Origin of the sequence: Bacillus massiliglaciei, from assembly GCF_900098925.1 — a bacterium.
Classification (GTDB): domain Bacteria; phylum Bacillota; class Bacilli; order Bacillales; family DSM-1321; genus Peribacillus; species Peribacillus massiliglaciei.
Genome location: NZ_LT622352.1, coordinates 185,416 through 211,093 on the forward strand (window position 1 = coordinate 185,416; position 25,678 = coordinate 211,093).

General features: G+C 40.0%; 20 protein-coding genes. 7 read left to right on the forward strand and 13 right to left on the reverse strand.

Annotation, left to right across the window (positions count from 1 at the left end; genetic code table 11):
• The first annotated feature begins 72 nt into the window (after positions 1-72).
• The 3 genes from BQ4305_RS02320 to BQ4305_RS02330 all read left to right on the forward strand — a co-directional run bounded on the left by BQ4305_RS02320 (position 73) and on the right by BQ4305_RS02330 (position 3,139).
• The gene (locus BQ4305_RS02320) at positions 73-495 is read left to right on the forward strand and encodes a MarR family winged helix-turn-helix transcriptional regulator (RefSeq protein WP_110926279.1); all 423 of its coding nucleotides are present in this window, start codon (positions 73-75) and stop codon (positions 493-495) included.
• A gap of 25 nt (positions 496-520) precedes the next feature.
• Positions 521-2,152 carry an MDR family MFS transporter gene (locus tag BQ4305_RS02325; RefSeq protein WP_110926280.1) on the forward strand — a complete coding sequence of 544 codons (1,632 nt, stop codon included), beginning with the start codon at positions 521-523 and terminating at the stop codon, positions 2,150-2,152.
• Between the two features lie 189 nt (positions 2,153-2,341).
• Complete coding sequence (locus BQ4305_RS02330) at positions 2,342-3,139, forward strand: STAS domain-containing protein (protein ID WP_110926281.1); 798 nt, start codon at positions 2,342-2,344, stop codon at positions 3,137-3,139.
• Between the two features lie 627 nt (positions 3,140-3,766).
• On the opposite strand, the gene BQ4305_RS02335 is transcribed toward BQ4305_RS02330, so the two are convergent.
• Together BQ4305_RS02335 and BQ4305_RS02340 are read right to left on the reverse strand one after the other, a co-directional pair.
• Positions 3,767-5,425 carry a M4 family metallopeptidase gene (locus BQ4305_RS02335; RefSeq protein WP_110926282.1) on the reverse strand — a complete coding sequence of 553 codons (1,659 nt, stop codon included), beginning with the start codon at positions 5,423-5,425 and terminating at the stop codon, positions 3,767-3,769.
• A 221-nt stretch (positions 5,426-5,646) separates the two neighbouring features.
• Positions 5,647-6,501, reverse strand: a complete 855-nt coding sequence (locus BQ4305_RS02340) for a hypothetical protein (protein ID WP_110926283.1) — start codon at positions 6,499-6,501, stop codon at positions 5,647-5,649.
• A 241-nt stretch (positions 6,502-6,742) separates the two neighbouring features.
• On the opposite strand from BQ4305_RS02340, the gene BQ4305_RS02345 reads away from it, so the two are divergent.
• The 3 genes from BQ4305_RS02345 to BQ4305_RS22180 all read left to right on the forward strand — a co-directional run bounded on the left by BQ4305_RS02345 (position 6,743) and on the right by BQ4305_RS22180 (position 8,493).
• On the forward strand, positions 6,743-7,729 hold the full coding sequence (locus tag BQ4305_RS02345; protein ID WP_234396848.1) for an acyltransferase family protein: 987 nt from the start codon (positions 6,743-6,745) through the stop codon (positions 7,727-7,729).
• A 165-nt stretch (positions 7,730-7,894) separates the two neighbouring features.
• Complete coding sequence (locus BQ4305_RS21975) at positions 7,895-8,266, forward strand: restriction endonuclease (protein ID WP_110926284.1); 372 nt, start codon at positions 7,895-7,897, stop codon at positions 8,264-8,266.
• A gap of 20 nt (positions 8,267-8,286) precedes the next feature.
• Positions 8,287-8,493, forward strand: a complete 207-nt coding sequence (locus BQ4305_RS22180) for a restriction endonuclease (protein WP_110926285.1) — start codon at positions 8,287-8,289, stop codon at positions 8,491-8,493.
• A 126-nt stretch (positions 8,494-8,619) separates the two neighbouring features.
• On the opposite strand, the gene BQ4305_RS02360 is transcribed toward BQ4305_RS22180, so the two are convergent.
• The 7 genes from BQ4305_RS02360 to BQ4305_RS02390 form a co-directional block, all read right to left on the reverse strand.
• A complete protein-coding gene (locus tag BQ4305_RS02360; protein WP_110926286.1) occupies positions 8,620-9,558 on the reverse strand; it encodes a DNA/RNA non-specific endonuclease in 939 nt (312 codons plus the stop codon).
• Between the two features lie 385 nt (positions 9,559-9,943).
• On the reverse strand, positions 9,944-11,074 hold the full coding sequence (locus BQ4305_RS02365) for a CapA family protein (RefSeq protein ID WP_110926287.1): 1,131 nt from the start codon (positions 11,072-11,074) through the stop codon (positions 9,944-9,946).
• A gap of 38 nt (positions 11,075-11,112) precedes the next feature.
• Positions 11,113-12,477, reverse strand: coding sequence for an amidase (locus BQ4305_RS02370; RefSeq protein WP_199880515.1), 1,365 nt, complete (start codon positions 12,475-12,477; stop codon positions 11,113-11,115).
• A gap of 112 nt (positions 12,478-12,589) precedes the next feature.
• Positions 12,590-14,353, reverse strand: a complete 1,764-nt coding sequence (locus tag BQ4305_RS02375) for a M28 family peptidase (RefSeq protein ID WP_234396849.1) — start codon at positions 14,351-14,353, stop codon at positions 12,590-12,592.
• 151 nt (positions 14,354-14,504) lie between these two features.
• Positions 14,505-16,523, reverse strand: a complete 2,019-nt coding sequence (locus BQ4305_RS02380) for a sigma-54 interaction domain-containing protein (RefSeq protein ID WP_199880516.1) — start codon at positions 16,521-16,523, stop codon at positions 14,505-14,507.
• Between the two features lie 260 nt (positions 16,524-16,783).
• Entirely contained in the window at positions 16,784-17,128 is a 345-nt protein-coding gene (locus BQ4305_RS02385) for a hypothetical protein (protein WP_110926290.1), read from the reverse strand.
• 86 nt (positions 17,129-17,214) lie between these two features.
• Positions 17,215-18,258, reverse strand: coding sequence for an IS1595 family transposase (locus BQ4305_RS02390; protein WP_110926371.1), 1,044 nt, complete (start codon positions 18,256-18,258; stop codon positions 17,215-17,217).
• A 358-nt stretch (positions 18,259-18,616) separates the two neighbouring features.
• Here BQ4305_RS02390 and BQ4305_RS02395 point away from each other — a divergent pair, with 358 nt between their 5' ends.
• Positions 18,617-19,975 carry an IS1182 family transposase gene (locus BQ4305_RS02395; RefSeq protein ID WP_110926291.1) on the forward strand — a complete coding sequence of 453 codons (1,359 nt, stop codon included), beginning with the start codon at positions 18,617-18,619 and terminating at the stop codon, positions 19,973-19,975.
• An 88-nt stretch (positions 19,976-20,063) separates the two neighbouring features.
• Here BQ4305_RS02395 and BQ4305_RS02400 read toward each other — a convergent pair whose 3' ends face one another.
• The 4 genes from BQ4305_RS02400 to BQ4305_RS02415 all read right to left on the reverse strand — a co-directional run bounded on the left by BQ4305_RS02400 (position 20,064) and on the right by BQ4305_RS02415 (position 25,468).
• On the reverse strand, positions 20,064-21,182 hold the full coding sequence (locus BQ4305_RS02400) for a zinc-binding dehydrogenase (protein WP_199880518.1): 1,119 nt from the start codon (positions 21,180-21,182) through the stop codon (positions 20,064-20,066).
• A 36-nt stretch (positions 21,183-21,218) separates the two neighbouring features.
• Complete coding sequence (locus tag BQ4305_RS02405) at positions 21,219-22,574, reverse strand: amidase (protein WP_199880519.1); 1,356 nt, start codon at positions 22,572-22,574, stop codon at positions 21,219-21,221.
• 16 nt (positions 22,575-22,590) lie between these two features.
• Positions 22,591-24,042, reverse strand: coding sequence for a sodium:solute symporter family protein (locus BQ4305_RS02410; RefSeq protein WP_110926294.1), 1,452 nt, complete (start codon positions 24,040-24,042; stop codon positions 22,591-22,593).
• A gap of 181 nt (positions 24,043-24,223) precedes the next feature.
• On the reverse strand, positions 24,224-25,468 hold the full coding sequence (locus BQ4305_RS02415; RefSeq protein ID WP_110926295.1) for a M20 family metallopeptidase: 1,245 nt from the start codon (positions 25,466-25,468) through the stop codon (positions 24,224-24,226).
• Positions 25,469-25,678: the final 210 nt, after the last annotated feature.

Below are 25,678 nucleotides of genomic sequence, written 5' to 3' on the forward strand. Positions count from 1 at the left end.
ATTATTAAAGGCTTAATAGTTAAGTACTTAAATGTTTTAAATTGAAATAGTATTAGGAAGGGTGAGAAACGAGTGCAGAATGGCGAGGAGCTATTTGAAGTCGCTGGGATGTTCAGTGCATTTATTAAGAATTTAAAAAGCGAGTTCAATAAACTTAATAATGACATAAATATCACGCAGTACAGACTTCTCTTTACTTTAGATAAAGAAGGAGAACAGAATGTTTCGGACCTTGCCAAAAGCGCTGATATTACAAATGCTGCTGTTACCAATATTACGGATCAATTACTGGCGAATGACTATATCACAAAGGATCGTTCCAAGAAGGATCGCAGGGTTGTGACGATTGCCATTACAGATAAGGGAACGGAACTGGTAAGACAGGTCAAGAAGGAACAGATGCTTAAAATGAATGAGCATTTCCGCAAGTTAACAGAGGAAGATATTCAGCATTTAAAACGGATTTTCAAGTTGTTAAATGAGAATTTTCAATAATTTATAAGAGAAAAGAGAGAATGCAATGGAACATTTATCACAAAAGAAAAAAATGTCGATTATGGTCGCTATTATGGCAGCTATGTTTTTTGCTGCGATAAACCAGACTATTGTCAGCACGGCCATGCCAAAAATTATTTCGATCCTGGACGGGATGGATTATTACACATGGACCATCAATATTTATTTGCTTACATCGACGATTTCTACTGTTTTAGTTGGAAAGCTGTCGGATATGTACGGGCGTAAGCCTTTCTTGTTAGTCGGGATTTTACTATTTATGGCTGGTGCTTTTTTAACCGGTACGTCTAATGATGTATTCCAATTTATTGCTTACCGCGGGATCCAGGGAATTGGTGCCGGTATTATTCAATCATCTGCTTTTACAGCGGTTGGTGACTTATTCCCTCCTCGCGAGCGCGGGAAATGGATGGGCTTATTAACAGCTGTATTCGGTTTCTCCAGTGTGTTAGGGCCTCTTCTTGGCGGATATTTAGTCGATCATTTAGATTGGCACTGGATTTTCTGGATCTTCCTGCCGATTGGTATCGTAGCCTTCGTCATGATCCTGGCACTATTTCCGAAAGTGGATCGAAAGGCCAAACAAAGTATTGATTATTTAGGCTCCTTCTTTATGACGATTTCCATCGTTCCATTGCTCCTTGCGTTTTCATGGGCAGGTACAGAGTATGCATGGGGATCTGCACAAATTCTTGGATTAATTGCCGCCAGCATCGTTTTTGCCATCGTCTTTGTATTCGTGGAGACAAAAGCAAAAAATCCAATTTTGCCATTACATTTATTTAAAAATAAGATTGTGACCGTCTCTAATTTAATTGGATTCATTATGAACTTCGGGATGATGGGTGCCATGATTTATATTTCCTTCTTTGTTCAAGGGGTACTGGGCATCACTCCTACTCATGCAGGCTATGTAACCATGCCGATGTCGATTGTCATGGTAATTGCCAGCACATTCATTGGTCAGGCGATTTCAAAAACGGGGAAATATAAACACTATGCCCTTATCGGTGTGCCTATCATGATGGCCGGGATGGCAATTATGATCTTCATGAACAGTATTCCAATGGCCGTTTTAAGTATGGCTGTATTCGGCCTGGGACTTGGTATGGGTATGCCTGTCTTTTCAATTGCCACCCAAAATGCGGTTTCCCATAAAGAATTGGGAGTAGCCACAGCTTCTACCCAATTATTCCGTAACTTAGGCGGTACAATTGGAATCGCCGTAATGGGAACGGTTATGGCCAATAACTTACAAACAAACTTGGAAGAGACCATGCAGCACTCATCGGCCGTCAAGGAAATGGCCGCTTTAGATCCTAAAGTGACAGAACAAATGGTTGCCTTTGCCAATCCGCAGGCGCTGATGAACAAGCCGTTACTTGAGCAGACGGAAGCCAGCCTGCCTGCAGATGTGCAGCCACTCTTCCAGAAAATGATTGAAGGCATTCGGGATGCGCTCGGCGATACGTTATCTACGGTATTCTTAACCGGCACAATCGTCTTAGCAGTTGCCTTTTTATTAGTATTTTTCTTAAAAGAAATTCCGCTTCGCACTACAAACCAGGCTTCTTCTCCTGAAGAAAAAAAAGAAGAAGAAATGGTTCTGGATCGACAAACATCTACTATCAAATAAGATAGAAAAGACAGTGTCCCTTGAAAAAAGGCACTGTCTTTTTTTCATGCATTCTTTGATGCCGGGGATGCACGAGACGAGCTTCTTTGCACAGTCATGAGATTTGTTCGTCCATTTTTGATGTGGTATGATTTAATACCAGAGCACCATTTCATTTTCATAAAATGAACTCAGTAAAAGGAGCACACAATGAAAGAGATTGGAACAATGCCCGCTAATTTAAATAGCCATGACGTTTTCGTCAGTATTGATGAAATCATCATCTTAGCTGACTTAGATTATACCGTCACCTGGATGAATCCAACAGCGGCCAAAATCATGGATGTAATCGCCCCATTATATGGAATTCCTAACGCTGAGGCGATGATCGGGAGAAGCATGGATTTCTTCCATACCCACCCGGAGACAAGCCGGCGGATTATGGATACCCTGGATTCAACATTCAGAGTGACGATCAATATTAAAGACCTGTATATCGGGGACACGGTGATTACGCCGGTCTTTGATGAACAAGGGCATAAGCAGGCTTACTTGCTGATGCTGCTCGATGTGACAGCCCAAGTGAAAGAAGAAGAAAAGAAGGACCAGCTCATCGAACAGCTCTCGGTCCCGGTCCTCAATATCTGGGATCATATCTATGCGGTTCCCATCATCGGCGAGGTAAGTTTTGAGCGGATGGAATATCTGACTCACTCCATCCTGGATGTCTGTTCACAAAACAACGCGGATTATTTCCTCATTGACGTGAGCGGCATTTCGAAATTATCAGAGGCCGGGCTAGACGGAATCCACAAAATAACGGAAATGCTGAAACTCATCGGCACCGCCTGCTATGTGGTCGGCATCGGTCCAAAGCTTGCCCAGGATCTGGCCCAAAGCGATTTCAAAGGGGAAACGTTCCAAAGCATCAAAGCAGCGATCAAATATATTTATAGAACAAGCACTATCCAAAGCATCATGAAAGACAACGGAAAAACCTCCCTCTGATTTCGAGGGAGGTTTTCCTTTTGCTTGATTACCGATCACACTTGGCCGCAGCATTTCTATTTTTTAAAATGATCACTACCATAATCGCCGAACTGATTAGGATGCCTGCGTACGGATAAATCAGAGGGACATGAATCATACCAAGTAACGTTAAACCCACTATTGCTCCGCAATTAAAAATACCGAAAAAATATTTAATATCATATGAATGGTCCCTCCGATCATAGATTATTCATCATTTGATGGGGCAAATCCTTTTTTCTGTGGCTAGATATCGTATGAGAAAATAGAGAACTTAAATAGACGGAGTAATTCCGCTTAATCAGAAAATAAGTTAAAAAAGAGCCTAAATAGACGGAGCAATTTCGCCTATCGACTAGAAAAACGTGAAAATCGGGGATTTTACACTGTATAACCGGAAATTCTCCCCTTATTTCCCCAAAAAAGAGCTTCATTCTTCACATAACGGGAAAATCTCCGCTTATTTCCTTTTGCCAGTTCCTTAATTAAGGAAGAATTAGAACAGTACTTTCTCACCGGGAATTTTCAGACAGTTATTAAGGCACTCTCCCAGCGAACGGCACACAAAAAGCACCTGGCAAAAGCTAAGTGCTTTTTGTGTGCCGTTTAATAGATTCCCACTGAATCAAAAGCCGAATTCGTTACGGTCACTTCCTCGCTGCCTTCGCCGTACAGGTCGATCGCAGATTGGACGATTCCTTTACGCGCGTCGCTGAAATCGGAATTGGAAGTCAGATAAACCGTTATAGCCCTGTAGTAGATCTTCCCTAGTTTTTCCCTTCCCAGCTCTGTACCGATCAAGTATGCCGCATGGTTCGTAATGGAAGAGTTAACATGAACTCCGCCGCCGTCCACTGACTCTGGCATGTTATAAAATTCATCCATATGGTCTGGGTAGACTCCCCCATTTGTGCTATAGGCGCGTCTGTCGGCATTGCTGACGACTACGCTGTTTGGATTGCTCAAGCTGCGCAATACGGTGACACCGTCCGCTTTAGCAGCCGGCGCCATAATATCTTCACCCATTTCCCAGTCGCTGTCGTCAATGATGGCACCAAAGACATCCGCGAACGATTCATTCAGGGCTCCGGATTGATTGCGATAGACTAGATTCGCAGAATGTGTGATGACCCCGTGTGTCATTTCATGCGCCGCCACATCAAGGCCTGCCGCAAGCGAAGTCATGAATTCGCCGTCCCCGTCGCCGTATGTCATCCAGCGTCCATTCCAGGAAGCATTGTTGTAATTCGTACCGTAGTGAACCTTCGAAATGATCGCCATCCCTTCCCCGTCAAGAGAATTACGGCCATGTTCATTCAAATAATATTCATAGACTTTTTCAGAATTATAATGGGCGTCCACAGCTGCACGGTCATAGTCGCTCATAAACGAAGCAGAATTCCCGACATAGAGGGTATCATTGCTTGCCGTGTTATCATTTTTTGCATCATACGTCTCGATTCCGCCAAGATTCTCATGAAGGTAATCCGCTAAGGCAAACTTTGTACCCGTTTTCGGTTCCTTTACTTTCGTTATATGTAATTCCCGGATATCGCCGTGAACACCTTTTCCGACACCTTTCTGGGTTTTCGACTCAGCCGCATCCATTATCCCGTTATACTGGTCGATGACCTCCCCTGTTTTGGCATCAACAAAGACAAACCAGTTTCCAGGAGCGTCACCCATGAAGTTCACATTCACTTTATAAGCAGTATGATTTTTCCCTTCAAAAGGGTACACAACCAGCTCAGAAGTCGGCTCATAGGTCAGCTCCTCAGGCGCTTTAACAGAAGCCAAGGCCTTATCCAGTGCTGTGTCACTGCTCACAGACGCATTCGTATCCACAGATGCCTCCTCCACCGTCTCGTTCACCCGTCCGTTTACGGATACCGCTTTGTCATTCTTATCAAAATGGACAATCACTTCAGATCCCTCTACAGGCACGCCGTTTACGGATTGATTAAAACGGACATGTGTCATTCCCAGTTCATCTTTCTCGACCTTTTTCACTTTCAACTCTTTCCCCGGGTTTTTAATCCCCGTTTTCTCTTCTTTTTTCTCCAAATACTTCAACGCATTGGACGTGCTGCTGGAAGAGAACTTCTCAGCGGCACGCTCCTTCACAAACAAAGGCACACTCGCTTTCTCATTCCACTTCTGAATCGCTTGCTTTTCAACCGGTTGCGCAAACACATTGCTGCCAGGAATCGCACTGGCCATCAGTGCAGACGACAAAATAACAGGTACAATCAACCTTTTCTTCAAATTTCTATTCCCCCTCCATTTTCCATTCACTTCATTATAGAGTGATAACAAATAAATAACATGAATATTTAGAATTATTTGAATTTATTTAATAGGAGGAAATAGAAGCAAAATAAACAGATAGGAGCAGGTATAAAATACTAGTGAATGTCGAACAGGGCATTAAGGGAAAAATCGGACAAAAAAAGACCCTCCCATCAAGGAGGGACACCATGCTAAGCCTATTGCTTCCATAATTCTTCAGTCTTGATTACTTTATGATTTTTTTGCTGAACCGTATACCTCATGCTCGGATCATGGGGATATGACGCATTGCCATCAAAGTCGGTGATGACAGTAAATTCCTCGTTTTTGATAAGCTCCACATAGCTTCCGCCGGCACCGCTGATATTGGCAAAATGCAGTGTCATCGTATTCTCTGACGTTCCACCCTCCACTAAACTCCACAGATTTCTTCGGTAATTTCCCCATAGTATTGACTCGGAAATCTTATTATCGGGATTCTTATACGTTTTCTCCCAGAAATCGATTGCTTCGTCCATACTGCCCCAACCGTTCGGTTGAGGCGTAAATTCGATCACCTGTCCATCCGGCACAGTACCGTCAGCAAGGTACTGATCATATGCCTCATCCTCAGCTGTGATTCCTTCCAAATGGGCTCCATTTTCTTTGAACAGCAAGGCGTGCTTCCTGCCCTGTTGATTTTCTATCGTGACCGCTGTGTATCCCTTTGCATCTTTATTTTCAGCAACCGTATAGGAAAAATCATTCACATGATTCACGACCAGATGGCCATCCTGAAAGAACCATGTGCTGGTCACTCCATCCTCTTTCCCTGCTGCCCTCCAAATGCCCTCGGCCTTCACACTCGCCTCTCGGGTCTTTGGCGCTTCAGGGGTGCCTTGAGATTCTTGAGATTCTTGACTTTCTTGGTTTTTGGGGAATTTTTGGGATTTTGACTCTTCTGCTTTTGTTTCCGGGTTTTCTGAAGAAGGGACGGACGATTCCTCACTCGCTTTTCCGCAGCCCGAAACAACCATCATCAAAAAGGCAAATACAAGTATAATTTTTTTCATTTCCTTCTCCTTCCTCTCTTTCCTCTCCTTCTTCATTGATAACCTTACTCAACTCTATTAACATATCTAACATCACCCTTTTACACAGAAGGTACATTCAGAAGGTTTCAAGAATCTTGAAATGAAGAATGATTTCTTTTATTTTTAAATTATTTTTCATATCTTTGTAATATCTCTATAGTATAGTAAAGAAATTATCTATAACTACATTCAAAGATAAATTTATCTAGGTGGTGTTAACTTGTCTCCAGCATCGGGAAGAATATTTTACTTCGACAACGCACGATTAATTTTGATTTTTTTAGTGGTTTTTGGACATGTTATCAGTCCTTTAAAAAGCAATGATGATTTCTTATTTTCCTTATACTCGATGATCTTTCTTTTTCATATGCCTGCCTTCATTCTCATTTCCGGTTACTTTTCGAAAGGGTTTCAGAAGAAGGGGTATTTCGTAAAGATTATTAAGAAGATTATATTGCCCTATTTAATCTTCCAAATCATTTACTCTGTTTTTTATTATTGGAATGGTGATTATTCGAGTCTCGAATTCAATCTTCTCCAGCCCCATTGGACATTATGGTTCTTACTGAGTCTATTTAGCTGGAACCTGCTGCTTTATGTGTTCGGTAAATTAAAATGGGCAGGATTAGCCATTGCGGTTGGGATCGGCATTGGAATCGGCTATCTCGATTATGCCGGCAGTTTTTTATCCCTATCGAGAACGTTTGTGTTTTTCCCTTACTTTTTATTAGGTTTTTTATTGGAATCAAAACATCTGCAAATGGTAAAAAATATCAAATATGCGCCTGCAATTGGTGCCATGATTCTCCTAAGCACCCTGCTGCTATTCACTGCATACTTTCCGAAAGAAGCTGTCCCATGGCTGCTTGGCGACACATCCTATGCTGATATGGGAGTCATGCAACTAACGGACGGACTTATACGCGCTGTCCAATATGGATTTACAGCCGTTGTGATTTTCGGATTCCTAGCCATTGTGCCGAAGACTGGATTTAAAATGACCGTAATTGGACAAAGAACCTTATATATCTACCTTCTGCACGGATTCATCATTAAAACGATCCAGACCGTCGTTTCTGACGATACACTGGACAGCCTGTCTACTCATTATGTCACGCTGACAGCCTTTTCTTTGGGAATTTGTTTGCTGCTCGGGAATTATGTGATTCAAAAATACACCCGTCCGTTAATTGAATTAAAAATATAATGAAAAAGAGAGTTGGGGTTCCAACTCTCTTTTTAATGTGCAAATAAAAAAATTCCATATGATCGTGAATACAAAGTCTAAATTGATTTCAAATCGGTATTATTTACTCAATATTCAGTATAGTAATTGATTGTATTGATAATCCTTAAAATAGAGGTGAAATATATGGAGTATTTAATAATCGCAGTTCTTTTGGGTCTGTTGATTTTTCAATGGAAAAAACAACGCAGTTTTTCAGAAGAAGAAGATTATAAACAAATCACAGTGACAGATGAATTTAAAAGAACTATTGCTTTAGGACTTTATCAGAGATTTTGCAAAGAAGTAGAGGAAAAAAAGTATTCTCCCATTTTTTTGAAAAATTACCCCTTTGACTTTGAACATTTTATTGCAGACGTGTTAAAACACAAGTACGGATTTGAGTCCTTTGTAACCAAGAGTTCTGGTGACTTCGGTATAGATATAGAACATGGAACAAATGAGGACAAGGTATTGGGACAAGTAAAATGCTATCGGGAAGATATAGGTTATGAATAATTGCTATTCTTCATTCCAATATGGTCAAACAAAGTGCAACAAAGGGTTATGTCGTTTCGACAGCTGGCTTTAACGATAACGCCCGTTTATATGCAGATGGTTTAAACATCGATTTAATCAACGGTATGGAACTAGTTGAAATGTGGATTAACTACAAAAAACCAATTGCAAAAATCATTGAACATCAGTCTTTCAAAAAAGAAAAATCAGATACAATTAGCATGTAAATGCAAACAGATAGCAGGGAGCTAAACTCGCTGCTATCTTAATTTTCCGTCCCATATTAAATTCATTTAAAAAAATTAATTGCAAATCACAATAAAAAACAAATTCCCCATCAAAGCTCCAGAGACTTACTCCCCTACCATACCGTCCTTATCATTATCTTGCATATAGGGGTATAACCAATGATCACTCGTTATCGGCATACTAAACCCTGCTTCTTTTGCTTCTTTTATCGTCACTTGTCCATTCCCGTTTGTATCAACTTTAGAAACATCGTCGTTTGTGTTTGAACTAGTTGACTCAGATGATTCATTGTCTGTTAAACCGAGTGATGCGTTTACTTCATCCGGATTCACATTGTCAAATGTATCCACGACTTTGTTCCCTCTTAATGTATAAGTATATTGATAACTCGAAGGAATCTGTGTTTCCGTATTCGGATAGGTGATAATGGCTTCAAAATTTTCAGCTCCGCCTGCCTTGCGAATCGCGTCTTCTAGATAAGCTTGATCACCATGCCGGTTGAGCGTACTATCTTGCGGGGTAATATTATAAGCATTCGATACCCCTCCGAGAGAATCAGCAATGATATGCCCTTCATCTAAAACGGCACTTTCGACGCCAGGAACCTTCGCCTCATCCGGATAGTATCTGCCAGATGATGTTACAGGCTCTTTACTGTCATCTTGCAGAACGATTTCGTCCGCAATGACACGTACCAGCTGCCCGTATTCATTAGTAAATGCCCAATATTCACGGTCCCCATAGCCAATGTCAACGACGGCGTTAGGTTCACGAGATCCAGACAAATCACCGCCATCCACTTTAATGAGTTTGTACCCTGAGAACCGTTCATTATTTGATTGTGTGGTTGTTTCCTCTGTAGCTGGTTCCTCAGCAGCCGGCGCAGTTATTTCTTCTTTTTCGCTTTTTTGATTTATTTCAGCCGTGGTTGCTTCTTTTGGATTTGTTTCTAAATCTGTACTCGATGTATCTGCTGCGTTGGTACAGCCAGCCATAAAGATGGCCATTAAAAATACGATGACATAATTCTTTTTCTTTATCATGTTAGGACTCTCCTATATTAGTTTCACATAAGTTGCATTCTTGCCAGGCACAAAGTTATATTTTACCACAGAAAATGAAAGAAATATTATTTTTATATGGGAGGTGAACTTCTTAACTATGATGAATTAACGACCGAAATTTTACATCGACATATCAATTGGGTTGATGTAAAAGAAAGACGGCACACCGGTTATTCACTACGGACCTTAATCTCTTCCCACTTTATTCTACTGGGTAATGTACTCACGTGCTTATAGAAAAACACCCCCTGAATCATATTGTACAAATACGATTCAGGGGGTGTTTGATCCTTGTCTCATTTATCCGGTCCTCTTCAAATCATTAGTCGGTTTTTTTTATATTAGAAATCATGCATTCAAATTTTTAGGCAGTGTTTTTAATTATTGCTATGCTATTCCACACAACTTTTCTATCTTCGATTACTGTTGCCGTACCTCGCTGATTATTAAACTCATTTAATCGATTGGCAATGTCTGAACAATCTTGGTTACTAGTTTCAATTGCTTCACCAATTTCACTGATTATCGCTGGATGGATCGTAACCTGTTCAACAATAAGTCTTTTATTAGAAGTAGTTAGTTTTATAGCCGCAATACAGCTTTGGCGGTTTTCTGGAAGTTTAGGAGGAAATTTAATTGTACAGGAAGACATATCCAGTCCTACTCCTGAGTATTCATAATGAGAAATGTAGTTTCCTAGACTGTAAAGCACAGGTACTTCTTTTTCATCTTTGCCTTTGAATGTTTCCATTCCATATGGAGCATGTGCATGGTGCCCAAGTATAATATCGACACCAGCATTGGCTGCACGCTGCGCAATGATTGGTTGATATTCGGCAATCACACCTTGATATGGAACACACCACTGAGGCGGTACACCCCAATGAAGAGCTAATATAACGAAATCTGCTCCCCTATTCGCCTCCTCAATCACTTTTTCGAGTAATACTAAATCTTCCTCAAACGGAACTGATTTAATATACGGAGCTGTTCCAGGCTGCTCCAAATCAAGACTTGGTCCTAATTCATAGAAGGATGTAACCCTTACACCTGCTATACCTGGACGATTATGCATAGCTTGGAATCCTGGTGACAGCGTAGTGGCCCAAGATAAGAATGCAATTCTATGATCGCCTGCTTGAAAATACACAGGTTTGATAGCTTCTTCTAGATTCCGGCCTCCTCCAGCATAGCTTACACCAATTCGATCCAGTTCTTCTTGTGTCTGAAAAAGTCCCTCTGGACCCCAGTCCATCGTGTGATTATTTGCAATCGAAACGGCTGTAGGATTCAACTCTTTCAGCCATTCCCCTGCTTCAATTGGCTGTTGCAATCGAAATTGCTTATCAGCGGGATCACCCGGTGTATGCATGATTGGCGACTCCAAATTTCCAATTCGAATATCCGCAGCATCCCATACCCCTCTAAATAATTCCTTTCCAACTTTCTGCGAAAGAGTAATATCACCTACAGCAGCAATAGTGATTGATGACATATGGACAACCCCCAATGTTTATTTTTGAAAAATGGCCCTTAAATAAGCGGGCGTTTATATCCTCCATTGGCTGTTTGAAATGTATCGGCTATACGATAAATGGTTGCTTCATCATGGTGACGCCCGATGAACTGAAGACCTACAGGTAAGTTTTCAGATACCGTAAGTCCGGCGGAAACCGTTAATGCAGGATTACCGGCAATGTTAAACGGAATGGTTCGTTGAAGATAGTCATAGGTGGTATCTTCCAATGAGGGATCACTTTCCGTTGCAGGACTTGGTGAGGTTGGGCATACAAGTACATCGAAATGAACGAATAGACTGTCGATTTTTTCAGCAAACTTTATTTTCTTAGCAAGTGCTTCTAAATAACTTGTCGCTGGTATTTTGGATCCTTCTGCCAAAACGATCTTGGTTCCTTCCGCGTAATCGACTGCACGTTCTGGATACCACTTCTTATGATGGAAGGATCCTTCTGACATCAATATTGGAAGAGCGATTTCGCCTATATTTGCAATTTCAGGTATTTCAATGTCCATGACTTCAGCCCCCAGTTCAGCAAGCTGATTAATCCCTGCATTCACCAGTTCTCTTACCTCTGGATGAACTGCAGATATGTCGATTAAAGAACGGATAACTCCTACTTTCATACCTTTAATCGAACCGGTAAAAATAGAATTAAAGTTTACTGGGATAGAAGAAATACATTCCAATACAATTGCATTGTCGCGAACCGTTCTCGTTAACGGCCCAATATGGTCCAATGAGTGGGATAAATGGAATAATCCCTCACGTGGAACTCTATCATAGGTAGGCTTTAAACCGACAACCCCACAAAATGAGGATGGCAGGCGGATTGAGCCCCCTGTATCGGTTCCAATCGAGGCGAACCCAATTCCGGCTGCTACGGATGATGCTGAACCTGTACTTGAGCCTCCGGAAGTTCTATTGACATCCCAGGGGTTATTACACTGACCATAATCAGGATGTACAGAACCGTAAGCAAATTCAAGCATATTGTTTTTACCAAAAATAATTGCACCAGAAGATTGTAGCGCTGTATATAGGTAGGAATCCTCATCAGGAACATAGTTTTGTAAAATTCTTGAGCCTAATGTCGTTTTGATTCCCCGTGTATTAAAAATATCTTTTATAGAAACAGGCACACCGAACAATTTACCGACTGCTTCTTCCTTTAGGAATACTGCTTCTGCTTCCTTAGCTTTCTGAAGAGCCTCTTCAGCCATCACTGTAATAAAAGCATTTAACTTCGGCTCGAGTTCATCCAAACGTTCCAGAGTTGCTTTTGTTACTTCAACCGGTGATATCTCCTTACAGCGATACAACGTTCCAATTTCATCAATTGTCTTAAATAGTAAATCTTTTGCACTTGATATGGCCATGGTCAGTTTCTCCTCCATTTGTCAGTCTGGTCTGGTCGAGCCTTTAATGCTTCATTCTTTCTCGGTAAAAGGAGTGTCAGCAAGCCCCTGACACTCCCAGCAGCAGACACTCTTAAGACAGTAATTCCCGTGCTTGTTGAAGGGCCCAAATGACACGGTTTTGGCCGCGAGTTAAATGTGTTTTTAAAACCTTATACTCATGAGTTCCTTCTTGTACCTGTTTAAAGTTTAAGGCAGGTGCAATGTCTGGCAGGGCTGGAACATTAAGAGCAGGATCATGCCAAAATTTCCCACGCTTAGTGAAGTTAATTGGAACCAAGATTCTCGCTAATTTTTCAATGACTTCATTTGCTTGTTTCACTACAGGGTTGCTGATTTCCAAATCTTTAAATGTGTTTGTTTTGTCATAGAATGCTAGTAAATCTTCACGAAGTGCAGACACTTCATTTAATGCTTGAGTAAAATCAAAATTGGAGCCTGCTGCGTCCTGATAGGATTTAATCGTATTCTCAAACTCATCCGCGGTCTTCACAAAATTAAATGGATGAACCGTGCTATTAGCTGCACGTAACACCCCAGTAATATATACTTTAATGTCCTTTAAAAGGATATCTAGATCCGCTACATGCATTAAATCTTCTTCAGTGTGCCATTCAATGTTTGCTCCACACCCGCCTACAGGATAGTAGCCTTTTTCTTTTAGAAGCTCCTCTGGAATGCTGGAAGAAAGCATAAAGAAGGAAGTAATACCAATGTTGTTAAATGAATAATCACCTGCACGAAGTGGTCTTGATCCTTTTGAAGGGAGATTGACAGCATCGGTAATAACATCTGTACAGAATTCATCAACTTCGCTCGTCCACATCATATACTCATAAGAGGTTGCCCAGCGGCATCCTGGAGAGTCACAATTCACTTGTGCAATACAATTTTTATCTAAATCTAAACCGAATTGGTCAACGAACCAGCTCGAACCCGCATATCTGCCCGTTGAATGACCTGTCCAAACTGCAATTCGTACACTTCTCTTTAACTGGTCGCGGTGCATATAAATAATCCGTGCCATTTCTAGTAATGCAGCATTCCCGGTAGCATTATCTCCGATTCCTTCATGCCAAGAATCTAAATGGCCATGTAGAAGAACATATTTTTCTGGTTCTTCTGTTCCTTCTATAAAAATATCGATTACGGGACACTCCATCCAGCTTTTTTCAAGATATGTCTTGAATTCAATCGTTACGCTTTCTTTTTCAATTAATGCTTTTAACTCATCGCCATCGTTTTTATTGATCGCAAGAACCGGGATGGTTGGTTCGTTATTCATGTTTTCTAAATCCGGTGCTCCCCAGATTGGTGTACATATACCCTCGTGAATGTTTTTGCCAGGGTTGATGAAAATCATCGCATTTACTCCCTTTTCGGCAAATTCCCTTACCTTTCCTGGCATCGCATACCCTTCAGTAAGGACGATTTTTCCTTGTAAATCTCCTAAGTCGCCATCTACTGCCGTTCCGAAAATATCATTAATGCCTTTTGCATATCCAGTAGCTATATAAACAAGCTCACCACTGACTGAATCATCACCAGTTGCAACTGAGAAAGAAGGTGTTTTAACTCGAAATTCTTTTTCAAAGGGAGCCGTTACTTTTAGATAAGCCTTTTTTGGAACGCTTAAATATAATTCAGGGTGATGGACCTTATGCGGTACACCCCATTCTTGTAAATAATTCGTTAAGAAGTCTGCAGCAATTCTTTCATCTTCACTACCAGATTCACGAATTAACGTGCAGAATCTCTCCAGGACGGCTTTGGGAACCTCCATACTAATTTCATCAAGTAAGTTTTTCTCAAGAGCAATATTTGTAACAGTTGACATTGATTCTATCCCCTTTCTTGTATACATGGTTTCATATACTATTAATGCAAGTATTGTGCCAATTTACGAAATTACTTAAAGACTAGAAATAAAGACAACATCTGCGACAAAGGCTGCCTATTTAGGGTCTATTAGGCTAAAAAAGGCTGTCCTATTCGGACAGCCTTTTCATAACTTTTTCGTTTTCATTTATCAATCTTTCCATTTGTTTCATGGTATTCATACCCATTTGGGTTAATCTGCTACCCTGGCCTTTTGTTCCAGATTGAATAAATCCCAGATCCCTCAACGTTTCCATTCTGCGCCGAACTTGTTGATCCGTTAGGAGGACTCCTTTTTCCTTAGCATACGAAACGATTTTCCCTCTGCCTATGCTCTTCCTCTCCTGCATGGCTTCAAGTAAACTACATAGTATTGTATGAAAGTCTACCAAATCCCCTTCTTTAGTCAACTGCAATAAGGCATCATCTATTACAACAGTTGGTCCTGTCCGGTGAAACTGTTCCGGTAAATCAAGAAAAGTGATAACGTTATTTTCCATCACCGTAATCATGTATTGAACAACACTTGCCAACTCTCTTACGTTTCCTGGCCAATTATAATTGACTAACTCATTCAAGGCATCATCCGATATAGCGGGAATAGTGGGACAAAACTCTTTAAAAAAATGAGTGATTAATTCCGGAATATCCTCTTTTCGATCTCGAAGAGGCGGTATGCGCAGCGGCAATACAAATAACCGATAATAGAGATCCTCGCGAAAGCTTCCTTCTTCCACCATCTTTTTTAGGTCCTTATTTGTTGCGGCAATCACACGGACATTGACTGGGATAATACTTCTCCCCCCAACCCGCATCACTTGTTTCTCTTGTAAAACACGTAAGAGCAGAGTTTGCAGATTTTTAGAAGCGTCCCCAAGTTCATCAAGGAAGATGGTACCATTATGTGCTAATTCAAAAAGTCCTTGTTTACCACCTTTTACTCCGCCAGTAAATGTCCCTTCTTCATATCCAAAAAGTTCACTTTCCGCTAATGATTCAGGTAGCCCGGCAAAATTCACGGGAATAAAAGGACCGTTATGACGGGATGATAGTTGATGAATAGAATGAGCAAACAATTCCTTTCCAGTTCCATTTTCCCCTAATATTAATACAGTCCGGTCTGTTTTAGCCAGCTTGTTGATAATATGCAAGATGTCCTTCATTCGCTGGCTTTTACCAATGATATCTGATATCGAATACCTTGAAGAAAACCCCTTTTTTTGTATCTTCTTTCTGATTTCCTGCTCCAAAGCCTGAATCCGTGTTACATCCTGAAAAGCTGTTACATCTCCACTATTTTTTTGATCCACTACAATGGAACTATTGTTGATAATTAATTTTCTTTCGTTAAAGGATATAACATGGTTTTTTTGCGATAAATCATCATTTATATAGGAATTCAGCTTCAATTTTGGAAGTATTTCCGAAATTTTCTTTCCAATGATATCATTCTCTGAATGATGCATACCGAGCATTGATTTTGCTGATCTATTTATTTTTATAATCTTCTTTTCGGCATCTGTCGCAAGAATTCCATCATGTACAGTGTTTAAAATTGCATCTAATTGATGATTGAGATGGGCAACCTCTTTAAAGGAGTGTGAAAGGTTTCTGCTTAATTTTATGATTTCTTGAATGTATCTGGCTGACTGAATATTGGCTCGATCGATATTGATGTTTAACTTAAGTGAAAGTTCAATGAGGGTTGAAAAATCTAATGGGCGCAACCCGATATCGATCATTCTTTTTATCCCTTTTGGAACCATTTCAAGTGCTTCGGGAATAATGGCCACCTCTACTTTTTGATACGTTTTGATTCCAGGGTAATAGGGATAGAACTTTAATTCAAATCCGAGGTTTTCCAAAATTTCAATGGTTTCAGAGGCTGTTGAGGCTAAGTTATTTACTACTAGGCATTTGGCTCCTGCCGGCAAAGAGAGTAATTCTTCTAATTTTGCAATGCTAATCGTCCTTCTAGCAATTAAAACTTTTTCTGCGGGGTACTGGTGTTCTTCGAGCTCTTTATTAGAGAGCAATATGATATCAACATCTTCATAATCATGACATTGCTCGCTTGATAAAATTGTCACTTTTCCATTAAAAAAATCTAAAATTTGATTTAAAAACAAATTATAAGTACGATTATCCTTCGTGACTGCTAAAATTTTAGGCAACCTAATCCCCCCCCTAAATCGACCTATCTTAATGCAACATTGTAAAGTTTTTTGATTTTTCAGTCAATGATGACGATTTAAAAAAATGGCTCTGTTAAAGGTTATTGTTGTTTATATGAAAAAGTCAGAACCTCCGCACATTGGAAGGTCTGATTTTAATAATGTCTTCTTCAACGAAAGACCATAGTTAGTACAACAGATAACATAAAATATTTTTACCTCATAATTATGACTATTAGAAATAAAATAAGCAAAGGTATAGAAACACTTCTTACTTTGTTTTTCTTCCATATATTCATCGCTATGATAATCCCCGCAATAATCATTAAGGGAATTCCCAGTAACCTCAGCACGTTTAAAGTCAATAAATTTCCTAAAGAAGCAAGAAAATAACCTGTTGCCAAGAAACCAAAAGTGAAAATAAAACGTGCAGAACTAAAATCTTTTTTCACATCATTTTTATCCTCTTTACTCATTTTCAGATAGGCTATAAGCATCATAATTGTAGGTGTTCCCCACATAATTAGGAAAGTTACGAGTGAGTCAATGTTTATGTTCAAATAATCCCTCCCTCAAAAAAATTTAATGAGAAATTCAATCATTTTATTCAACTATTCTGCGTCGTTAGTTGAATAAGTATCAGTATTTATACGGCGAATTTAGTTAATCTGAGTGTATCATATGTTTCCATATTTTGTATCAAATTCCCTCTAATAATCAAGTCTTTCATCGTGACTTCATTTCTTTGATGTTGAATGGTTTCTAATACTTGGAACCAAGCGAGGTAATTGTTTAAATATTTTGTGGCAACTCCGTTAAAACGTTGCATCCACCCTTTAAGTCTTCGGTGGTAATTATTAACGTTCTGAATGTGATAAAGTCCCTTTGTACGAACTTTACCATCGGACTTGAATTGATATATATCCATACCCTTTTCATCGGCATATGTTTTGAATGCACGCCAAGAATCTGTGCATAATATGTTTCTATTAGAAAGTTTATGCCCAATAGCTTTGTCTAATTGGTTTTTCGTTATTCTACCCATTCCTAAAATCTCTGAAAAAGTGGTCTTATCTCTGTCCCTCGCAACCAATACACATACTTGTTCTTTACTTATTCCTCGCTTCTTTGCAGAGCCTCCACGCTTACGAGGTTTCCGACCTTTAATTTTTCTTTGTCCTTTTTCAGAATACAGGAAATAGGTCTCGTCCATTTCAACGATACCTTCGAATTTTGATATTTCAATTTGTTTTAATGAGGACAATAGTTTGTGTCTCCAATAAAATAGTGTGACGTGAGTTATGTTCCCAATTAAATCAGCAGACTTACGAAGAGAGTAACCTTCTATCATACATTCAACAAATTTAATCCACTGGTTAAGGTGACGAGTTCGATAAAGCACTGTATTTGTGAGGTCGGTAAATGTTTTTTTACAAGCCTTACAGCGATAGCGTTGCTTTTTAACTTCTTCACCATCAACGATTGTTGTGTAGTTACCGAAACGTACAATATGTTCCGATTCACAGTCTGGACATTGATAACCATTCTTATTTTTACGTTCAGATATTTCGTGAAGAACGGTTCCAGTCGAACTTGATGCAGTCAGTGCATCGATTAAATATTCACGTAATCGATGTTTCTCTGCTGGATTTAGTTTTTGAATAGCTTTAAGAATTTCAGTCGCTCTCACAATCATCACCAACTCTAATATAGTTAACTTAATTTTAGAACATTTGTTCCTATAAATCAATTTTCAACAACTAACTTTAACAGAGCCAAAAAAATAAAACAGCCAAAAGGCTGTTTCAGACTGTAGACAAACTCGAAATTCGAGTTTGCCTACAGTCTTTTTTCTTTTAAAATAATAGTAATAGTTTTTGAAATAGTGTTAGTTGATTTTCGTTTCGGCGGACGCTTTCCGCGGGCGTGGCCCAATCCTCCTCGTCGCTTTGCTCCTGCGGGGTATCGGCCTTCACGCTTTTCCCGCAGGAGTCGCCGCCTGCACTACAATCAACTCCTTTCTAAATAAATGTCTGAGGTGAATGGATATGATGACAAAAAATCAAATAAGTGAACGTGATCAAATGGAAATGATTACAATAGAGCAACTTGTACCACAGGATCATTTGGTCAGAAAGCTTGAATCAGCGATTGATTTTTCTTTCATCTATCCACTAGTTGAATCACTGTATTCAACACTAGGTCGACCTAGTGTTGATCCAGTCGTATTAATTAAAATGACATTTGTTCAATATGTATTTGGAATTCGTTCAATGCGTCAAACAATAAGAGAAATTGAAACAAATATGGCGTATCGTTGGTTTTTAGGGTTTGGATTTCATTCAGAAGTACCGCACTTTTCTACCTTCGGTAAAAATTATGAACGTCGTTTCCAAGATACGGATATCTTCGAACAGATTTTCTATCGAATTCTTAAAGAAATTGCAGATAAAGGACTACTAAGTGCTGACCATGTCTTCATCGATTCAACACATGTTAAAGCAAGTGCGAATAAACGTAAATTCGAAAAGAAGATAGTTCGTAAAGAGACTCGGGCATATGAAGCTAAACTTCAAGAAGAATTGAATCAGGATCGAGTTGATCATGGGAAGAAACCATTCCCATCAGATAAATTTGAAAAAGAAGAAGTTAAGGAGATTAAAGAGAGTACAACAGATCCTGAAAGTGGCTATTATGTAAAAGATGAAAGAACGAAACAGTTTGCTTATTCATTCCATGCGGCTGCGGACCGGTATGGGTTTATACTTGGGGCGGTTGTGACACCTGGAAATGTTCATGATAGTCATATGCTTCAGCCACTTGTTGAAAAGGTTATGGAAAAAGTGAAGAAGCCACTTGCTGTTGCTGCCGATGCTGCTTATAAAACTCCTGCGATTACTAAATTCTTATTTGAACATGAGATTCAACCAGTACTTCCTTATACAAGACCCAAAACGAAAGATGGGTTTTTACGCAAGCACGATTATGTATATGACGAGTACTATGATTGCTACCTATGTCCGGAAGGACAGGTTCTAAAATATTCAACTACCACCAAAGAAGGCAAACGCCAATACAAGTCGAACCCAGTTCAATGTGCAAATTGTCCTTTACTCGCTCAATGTACAAATAGTAAGGATCACAGAAAAATGATTGAACGTCATATTTGGGCGCAGTATGTGGAGGAAGCAGATCATCTTCGTCATCAAAACGATATCAAACAAATATATGCAAGACGCAAAGAAACGATTGAACGTGTCTTTGCGGATGCGAAAGAAAAGCATGGTATGCGATGGACAACCCTTCGAGGGATTAAAAAATTGTCCATGCAGGCGATGCTTACTTTTGCTGCTATGAATTTAAAGAAGCTTGCCAATTGGACATGGCAAGCTTCGGCTATGGTCTAAAATAGAATACTCGAAGAGCATTTTGCTTAAAATCAGACCATAAAATACCTAAGAAAATCTCAAAAAGACAAAAGGCTGTTTTTATTTATCAGTGCAACTTTTCTTCACTTATTTTTATCACTATTTTTCCAAAATGATTTCTTTCTTCTAATTCTTGTTGTGCCTCAGCAATTTTTCCGAATGGATATACTTTATGAATAGTGGGCTGTAATTTTCCTTTCCAGATCAGGTTCGTCACCTGTAAGAAATCCTCCCAATTTCCCATCGGAGCGCCTAGTATTTGGCGGTGACGCTGATAGATTTCTCTTATACTTAAATTAGGCGAATCACCAGCGGTTGCTCCGGATAGGACCAGTTTCCCACACATATCCAAACACCGCAAACTTTTCCTAAAGGTAGGAGCTCCTACCGCATCAAAAGCGGCACTTACACCCTCGCCATTAGTCCATTCCATTACTTCTGCTTCCCAATCACTATTTGAATCAAACATGGCGACAGCGCCTTTATTACGTGCTTTTTGGCGTTTGTCCTCGGTACTCGCAATTCCGATTACAGTAGCGCCTACTGCTGCGGCAATTTCCACCTGAGCCGATCCCAGACCTCCAGATGCCCCAACTACAAGGACCACGTCTGACGGTTTTACCTGGGCAACCGTCATAACAGCTCTCCATGCAGTAGTGTAAACAACTGGAGCAGTTGCAGCTACCTCAGATGGAATGTGAGCAGGCACAGCTATAATATTGCGTGCAGGGGCAACTACATATTCAGCCAAACCGCCCCAAAAATGTTCTCCCAATATTCGATAGTCATGGCACATACTTGGTTCTCCACGTCGGCAAAAGCGGCATTCATTACAACCGATAGCAGGATTGATAATAACTCTTTCTCCTATGGCAGGTCCGCCTTTTTGTCCAGAGAGCCCTTGCCCATAATATTCAACGGTTCCGACAATATCTACACCCGATATATGCGGTAATGTGATTTCTGGGACCCCAGGTCCTTTTAAGCCCTCTCTTGCAAAAATGTCTAGGTGATTTAATGCAGTTGCCTCAACTTTAAGCAATACCTCTCCAGGCCCCGGCACGGGAGTTTCGATTGATTCATACTTTAGTACTTCCGGTCCACCATGTTCCCTAATGACAACAGCTGTCATGGTATCAGGAACATGGTTAGGTTTTGTCGTATTAATTGAATCGTTTTTTAACATGATATCCCCTCCTTCCGCCTTATCCATTTCTCTCATTTAAAGCGGTGGCTTCTTGTAGCCGCCTGTAGATTGATGGAAGGCATCACCTATACGATATATGGTTTCTTCATCAAAGTATTGTCCAATGACTTGCAGCCCCACCGGCAGATTTTCTGAACCAGTATTTCCTGCTGACAGAGATAGAGCCGGATGTCCACTCATATTAAATGGAATCGTTCGCTGAGAAATATCGATATTTCCATCCTCAAAGGAAGGGTCCTTTTCAGTAGCTGGATATGGGACCGTTGGACAAATCAGTACATCCACCTGTTTTAATACTTGATCAACTGCTTCTGTGAAAGCCTTTTTCTTCTCTAAGGCTACCAAATAGCTTACTGCTGTAACCTTATAGCCTTCTCTTAGGTTGGCATAGGTGTTTGGAGAATAATCTTTTTCCCTCGAATCAAACCATTTTTGATGATACGTCGAAGCTTCCGCAAGGACAATAGGCATGGCAGCTTCTTCGATTGATTCAATTCCTGGAATCTCTACACTGTAAAGCTGAGCACCTAATTCCTTAAGTTGCTGAATGGCAGATACCATTAACGCAGATACTTCCGGATTCATAATAGAATCTGTTAATGATCGGATGACGCCGACTTTTATCCCGCGAATCTCTCCCCAGGAATCGAAATTAAAGCGGCGGGAAGAAATGTGTTCCAGAACAATTGCATTATCTCGGACAGTCCTAGTTAGCGGCCCGATATGGTCTAAAGAATGAGATAAAGGGAACAACCCTTGTCGTGAAACCGTTTCATAGGTTGGCTTCAGCCCAACAATACCGCAAAAGGAAGATGGAACGCGGATGGAGCACCCTGTATCGGTTCCGATTGAGGCATATCCAATCCCTACGGCAACTGACGCGCCAGACCCAGTACTAGATCCACCAGCTGTACGGCTTACATTCCACGGATTATTGCATTGACCATAATCTGGGTGTACGGACCCGTAAGCAAATTCAAGCATATTATTTTTCCCAATGATGATGGCACCATTATCCTGTAATGCATGATAAACAAAAGCGTCTTCTTCTGGAACAAAGTCCTTCATAATTCTTGATCCGAGTGAAGTACGAATCCCTTTTGTCATAAAAATATCCTTCAATGAAACAGGTATCCCAAATAACTTACTGACATTTTCCCCTTTTACGAAAACCGCTTCAGCCTTTCTTGCTTTCGCTAAAGCTTGCTCACCAAGGACCGTAACAAATGCATTTAGCCTTGGCTCCAATTCCTGTAAGCGGTCTAAAGTTGCTTCCGTAATCTCGACCGGAGATACCTCTTTATTTCTGTATAATGTACTGATTTCTTCAATTGACTTATAAAGCAGTTGCTTCATATCTGTTGAAGGCAATGGAATTTCCTCCTTTTTATCCTGCAATTGTGTTTCCAGACTCTGATGCTTGGACATCTTTAAAAAATGGTTTTAATGCTTGTTTTGACACCGGTTTGGTTAGTAAGCTGACAACCACCATTCCTAATAGACTTACCGGTACACTGATGTAAACAGGATCCAATCCAAATGGGTTCCCAAGTGATAACCAAAGTATAGCGCTGCCTATTCCGCCAACCATGGAAGTAATAGCACCAGCTTTTGTTGCACGTTTCCAGTACAACCCTAACAAAATTGAAACTGCGAAGGATGAACCAATTAGGGCAGCTGCATTTATCCAAATTTGCTGAATTAATGGCAGGGGGTTTAACGCAAATGGAATTGGTATAATTCCCATTATCAATACCACTATTCTCGTAATCTTTAATTGTTGTTTATCGCTTAATTTTTTCTTCATTACATTTTTCATAATATCATGAGAGATTGAACTTCCAAGCATCAACAAAACGGCACTTACAGTTGACTGAATCGCTGCTAAAATTGCTGCTAAAAGTAATCCACCCAATACTGGCGGCAATAGATCCATGGCGATTGTAGTGCTGGCTAAATCAGGTGAAGTTAAATTAGGATATAGAACTCTTGCACTGACTCCCAGAATGGCGATAGAAACAGCTACAATAGCTTGAAAAATAAAAGATACACCTACAGCACGACGGATCGTTTTATTATCTTTTATTGAATAAAAACGAACAGCAATAATCGGATATCCGATCATCATGATAAAGAATGATAGTGCAACTGCCGTTAAGGCTGATGAAGGCATACCATTTGCAACTAGATTCGGATCAATAGAAGATAAGGTTTCATTTAATTTACTAAAGCCTCCTGCCTTTGATACTGCAATAGGCACTGCAATAGCAAATCCTAAAGCAAAGACGAGCATTTGAAGTACGTCTGTATAGGCAATAGCAAATAACCCGCCCATAACAGTGTAAGCAATAAAGATAAATGCAATAATTAATACACCCCATGGGATAGGGATATCGAAAACCACATTTAATAAATAAGATCCCCCAACTAATTCAGCTACTACTGTCATCCCGTAACAAACTAATAAAATAATTACAGAAATCAATCGGATGGCATTACTTTCATAGCGGGTACCTAATAGATCAGGAATGGTTAAAGCCTTATTTGAATTAAAGAATGCTTTCATTTTAGGTGCAATAAAGATGGCCATGATGACCCATGAAGCCCAAATCGCGAGCCAAATCCAAGCAAAATTATAGCCTACTTGATAGTGGAAACCTACCGTTCCAATCGCAGTACCTGCACTCATCTGAGTGGCTGCAAGTGTCATACCTCCAACCCAGACCCCTAATTTCCCTCCAGCAGCTAAAAAATCCAGCTCATTTTGAATACGGGATTTCATGTAATATCCAATCCCAATGACAGTAAGCATATAAATGATAAGAACAGCGATAGCCATTATTTATCCCCCTCCTTTTTATTGATTGCTTCGGTGATAATAAAATAGGCGATAATGAATACAACCATAGAAATCCAAATCATCCAATTTGCTGCTGATAATCCCAGAAAAGTACCCATTCTTCTCTAACCCCTTTTTAAAATTATTTTATTTTCCGAATAACGAGAATATAATAAATCTATTATTCTGTGACAAATTCTTTTGTTCCACAGAAATTTTTAATAAGAACAGTTAATATTTTGGTCGTCTGTATTAAATCCTCAATTTCCATAAACTCATCATAACCATGGAGATTATTGTTATTTGTGCCAGGACCAAAATTAATACCTGGGATTCCATTTTGGATAAACCAACGTGTATCTGATTGTCCTAACATACCTACGACAGGAAGTGTGGTTCCTGATACTTCTTGAATGGCCGATTGCAATTCCTCGATTAGAGGTGAATTCGCTTCTGTTACGGTTGGATTGGTTTGAAAATCCGGCACTCGCTCTATCTGGATGTTCATCTCTTGATCTTCCATCTGAAGCCTTTCGATCATAGTAGATACCCGATTATAAATATCATCAAGGGCTTGTTCTGGAATCACCCGAAAGTCCACCTCAATCTCACAGGTGCCAGGGACAACATTCACCTTGGTTCCCCCATTGATAACTCCAACATTGACGGTAGTATAACTCATTCCCTCAACTTCTGAAGGTTCATTTTTTAATTGTTCTTGCAGGTTAGTTAGTTCCAGTATGACTTTTGCCATTTTTTCAACGGCATTTATTCCCTTCCATTTGAAGGCTGCATGAGCAGGACGGCCTGTAGATTTAATTCTTAACTGAAGAACTCCTGCCATAGCGCGAACGATATGATTGCTGTAGCCTTCCACAACCACCATATCACCGGAAACTAATCCTTGACCAGTGACATAACCTGCTCCTAGAACACCGCCAGTTTCTTCATCACAAGTAGCTGTGATTACAATATCACCGTAAAAAGGAATTCCGGACTTCTTTAACGCCACAGCAGCCATAATATAAGCGGTTAAGCGCCCTTTGGAGTCTGTTGCACCTCTTCCATATACCTTGCCATTAGCAATGGCTCCTGAAAAAGGCGGGTAGGTCCATTGTTCCAAGTCTCCTGCTGGAACCGTATCAATATGAGAGTTAAAAATTAAATTTTTCCCTCCTCCATTCCCCTTCATGACAGCAATAACATTTTTCCGAGGTGTTTGCAGATTTAATTTCCTCGTCTCTTCCTCAGGTACATTGACTACCTTTACCTCAAAGTCTAAAGATAAGAGTTCCTTTTCTAGAAAGTCACCAATTTCCTCATAGTTTCCTGGTGGATTTTCACTAGGAATTTGAATCATTTTTTGCAATAGAGATACGATTTCATTACCCATCGAATCTACTATTTTTTCAATTGCTACATTCATGGCTGCACCCCTTTCTCTTTACAACAATATTAATGCAAGTTCTGTGCCATCCTGTTAACAAGGTTTTTAATATTATATATTCAATTTCCGATAGGAATTAGGTTCATTTAGGTGAGGATACACCGCCTACTTTTTAACCTAAACGAACTTATAGTTGTTTCAAGTGACAATTAAAAAAGGGGAAGGAATAAATCTCCCCCCTTGATCTTG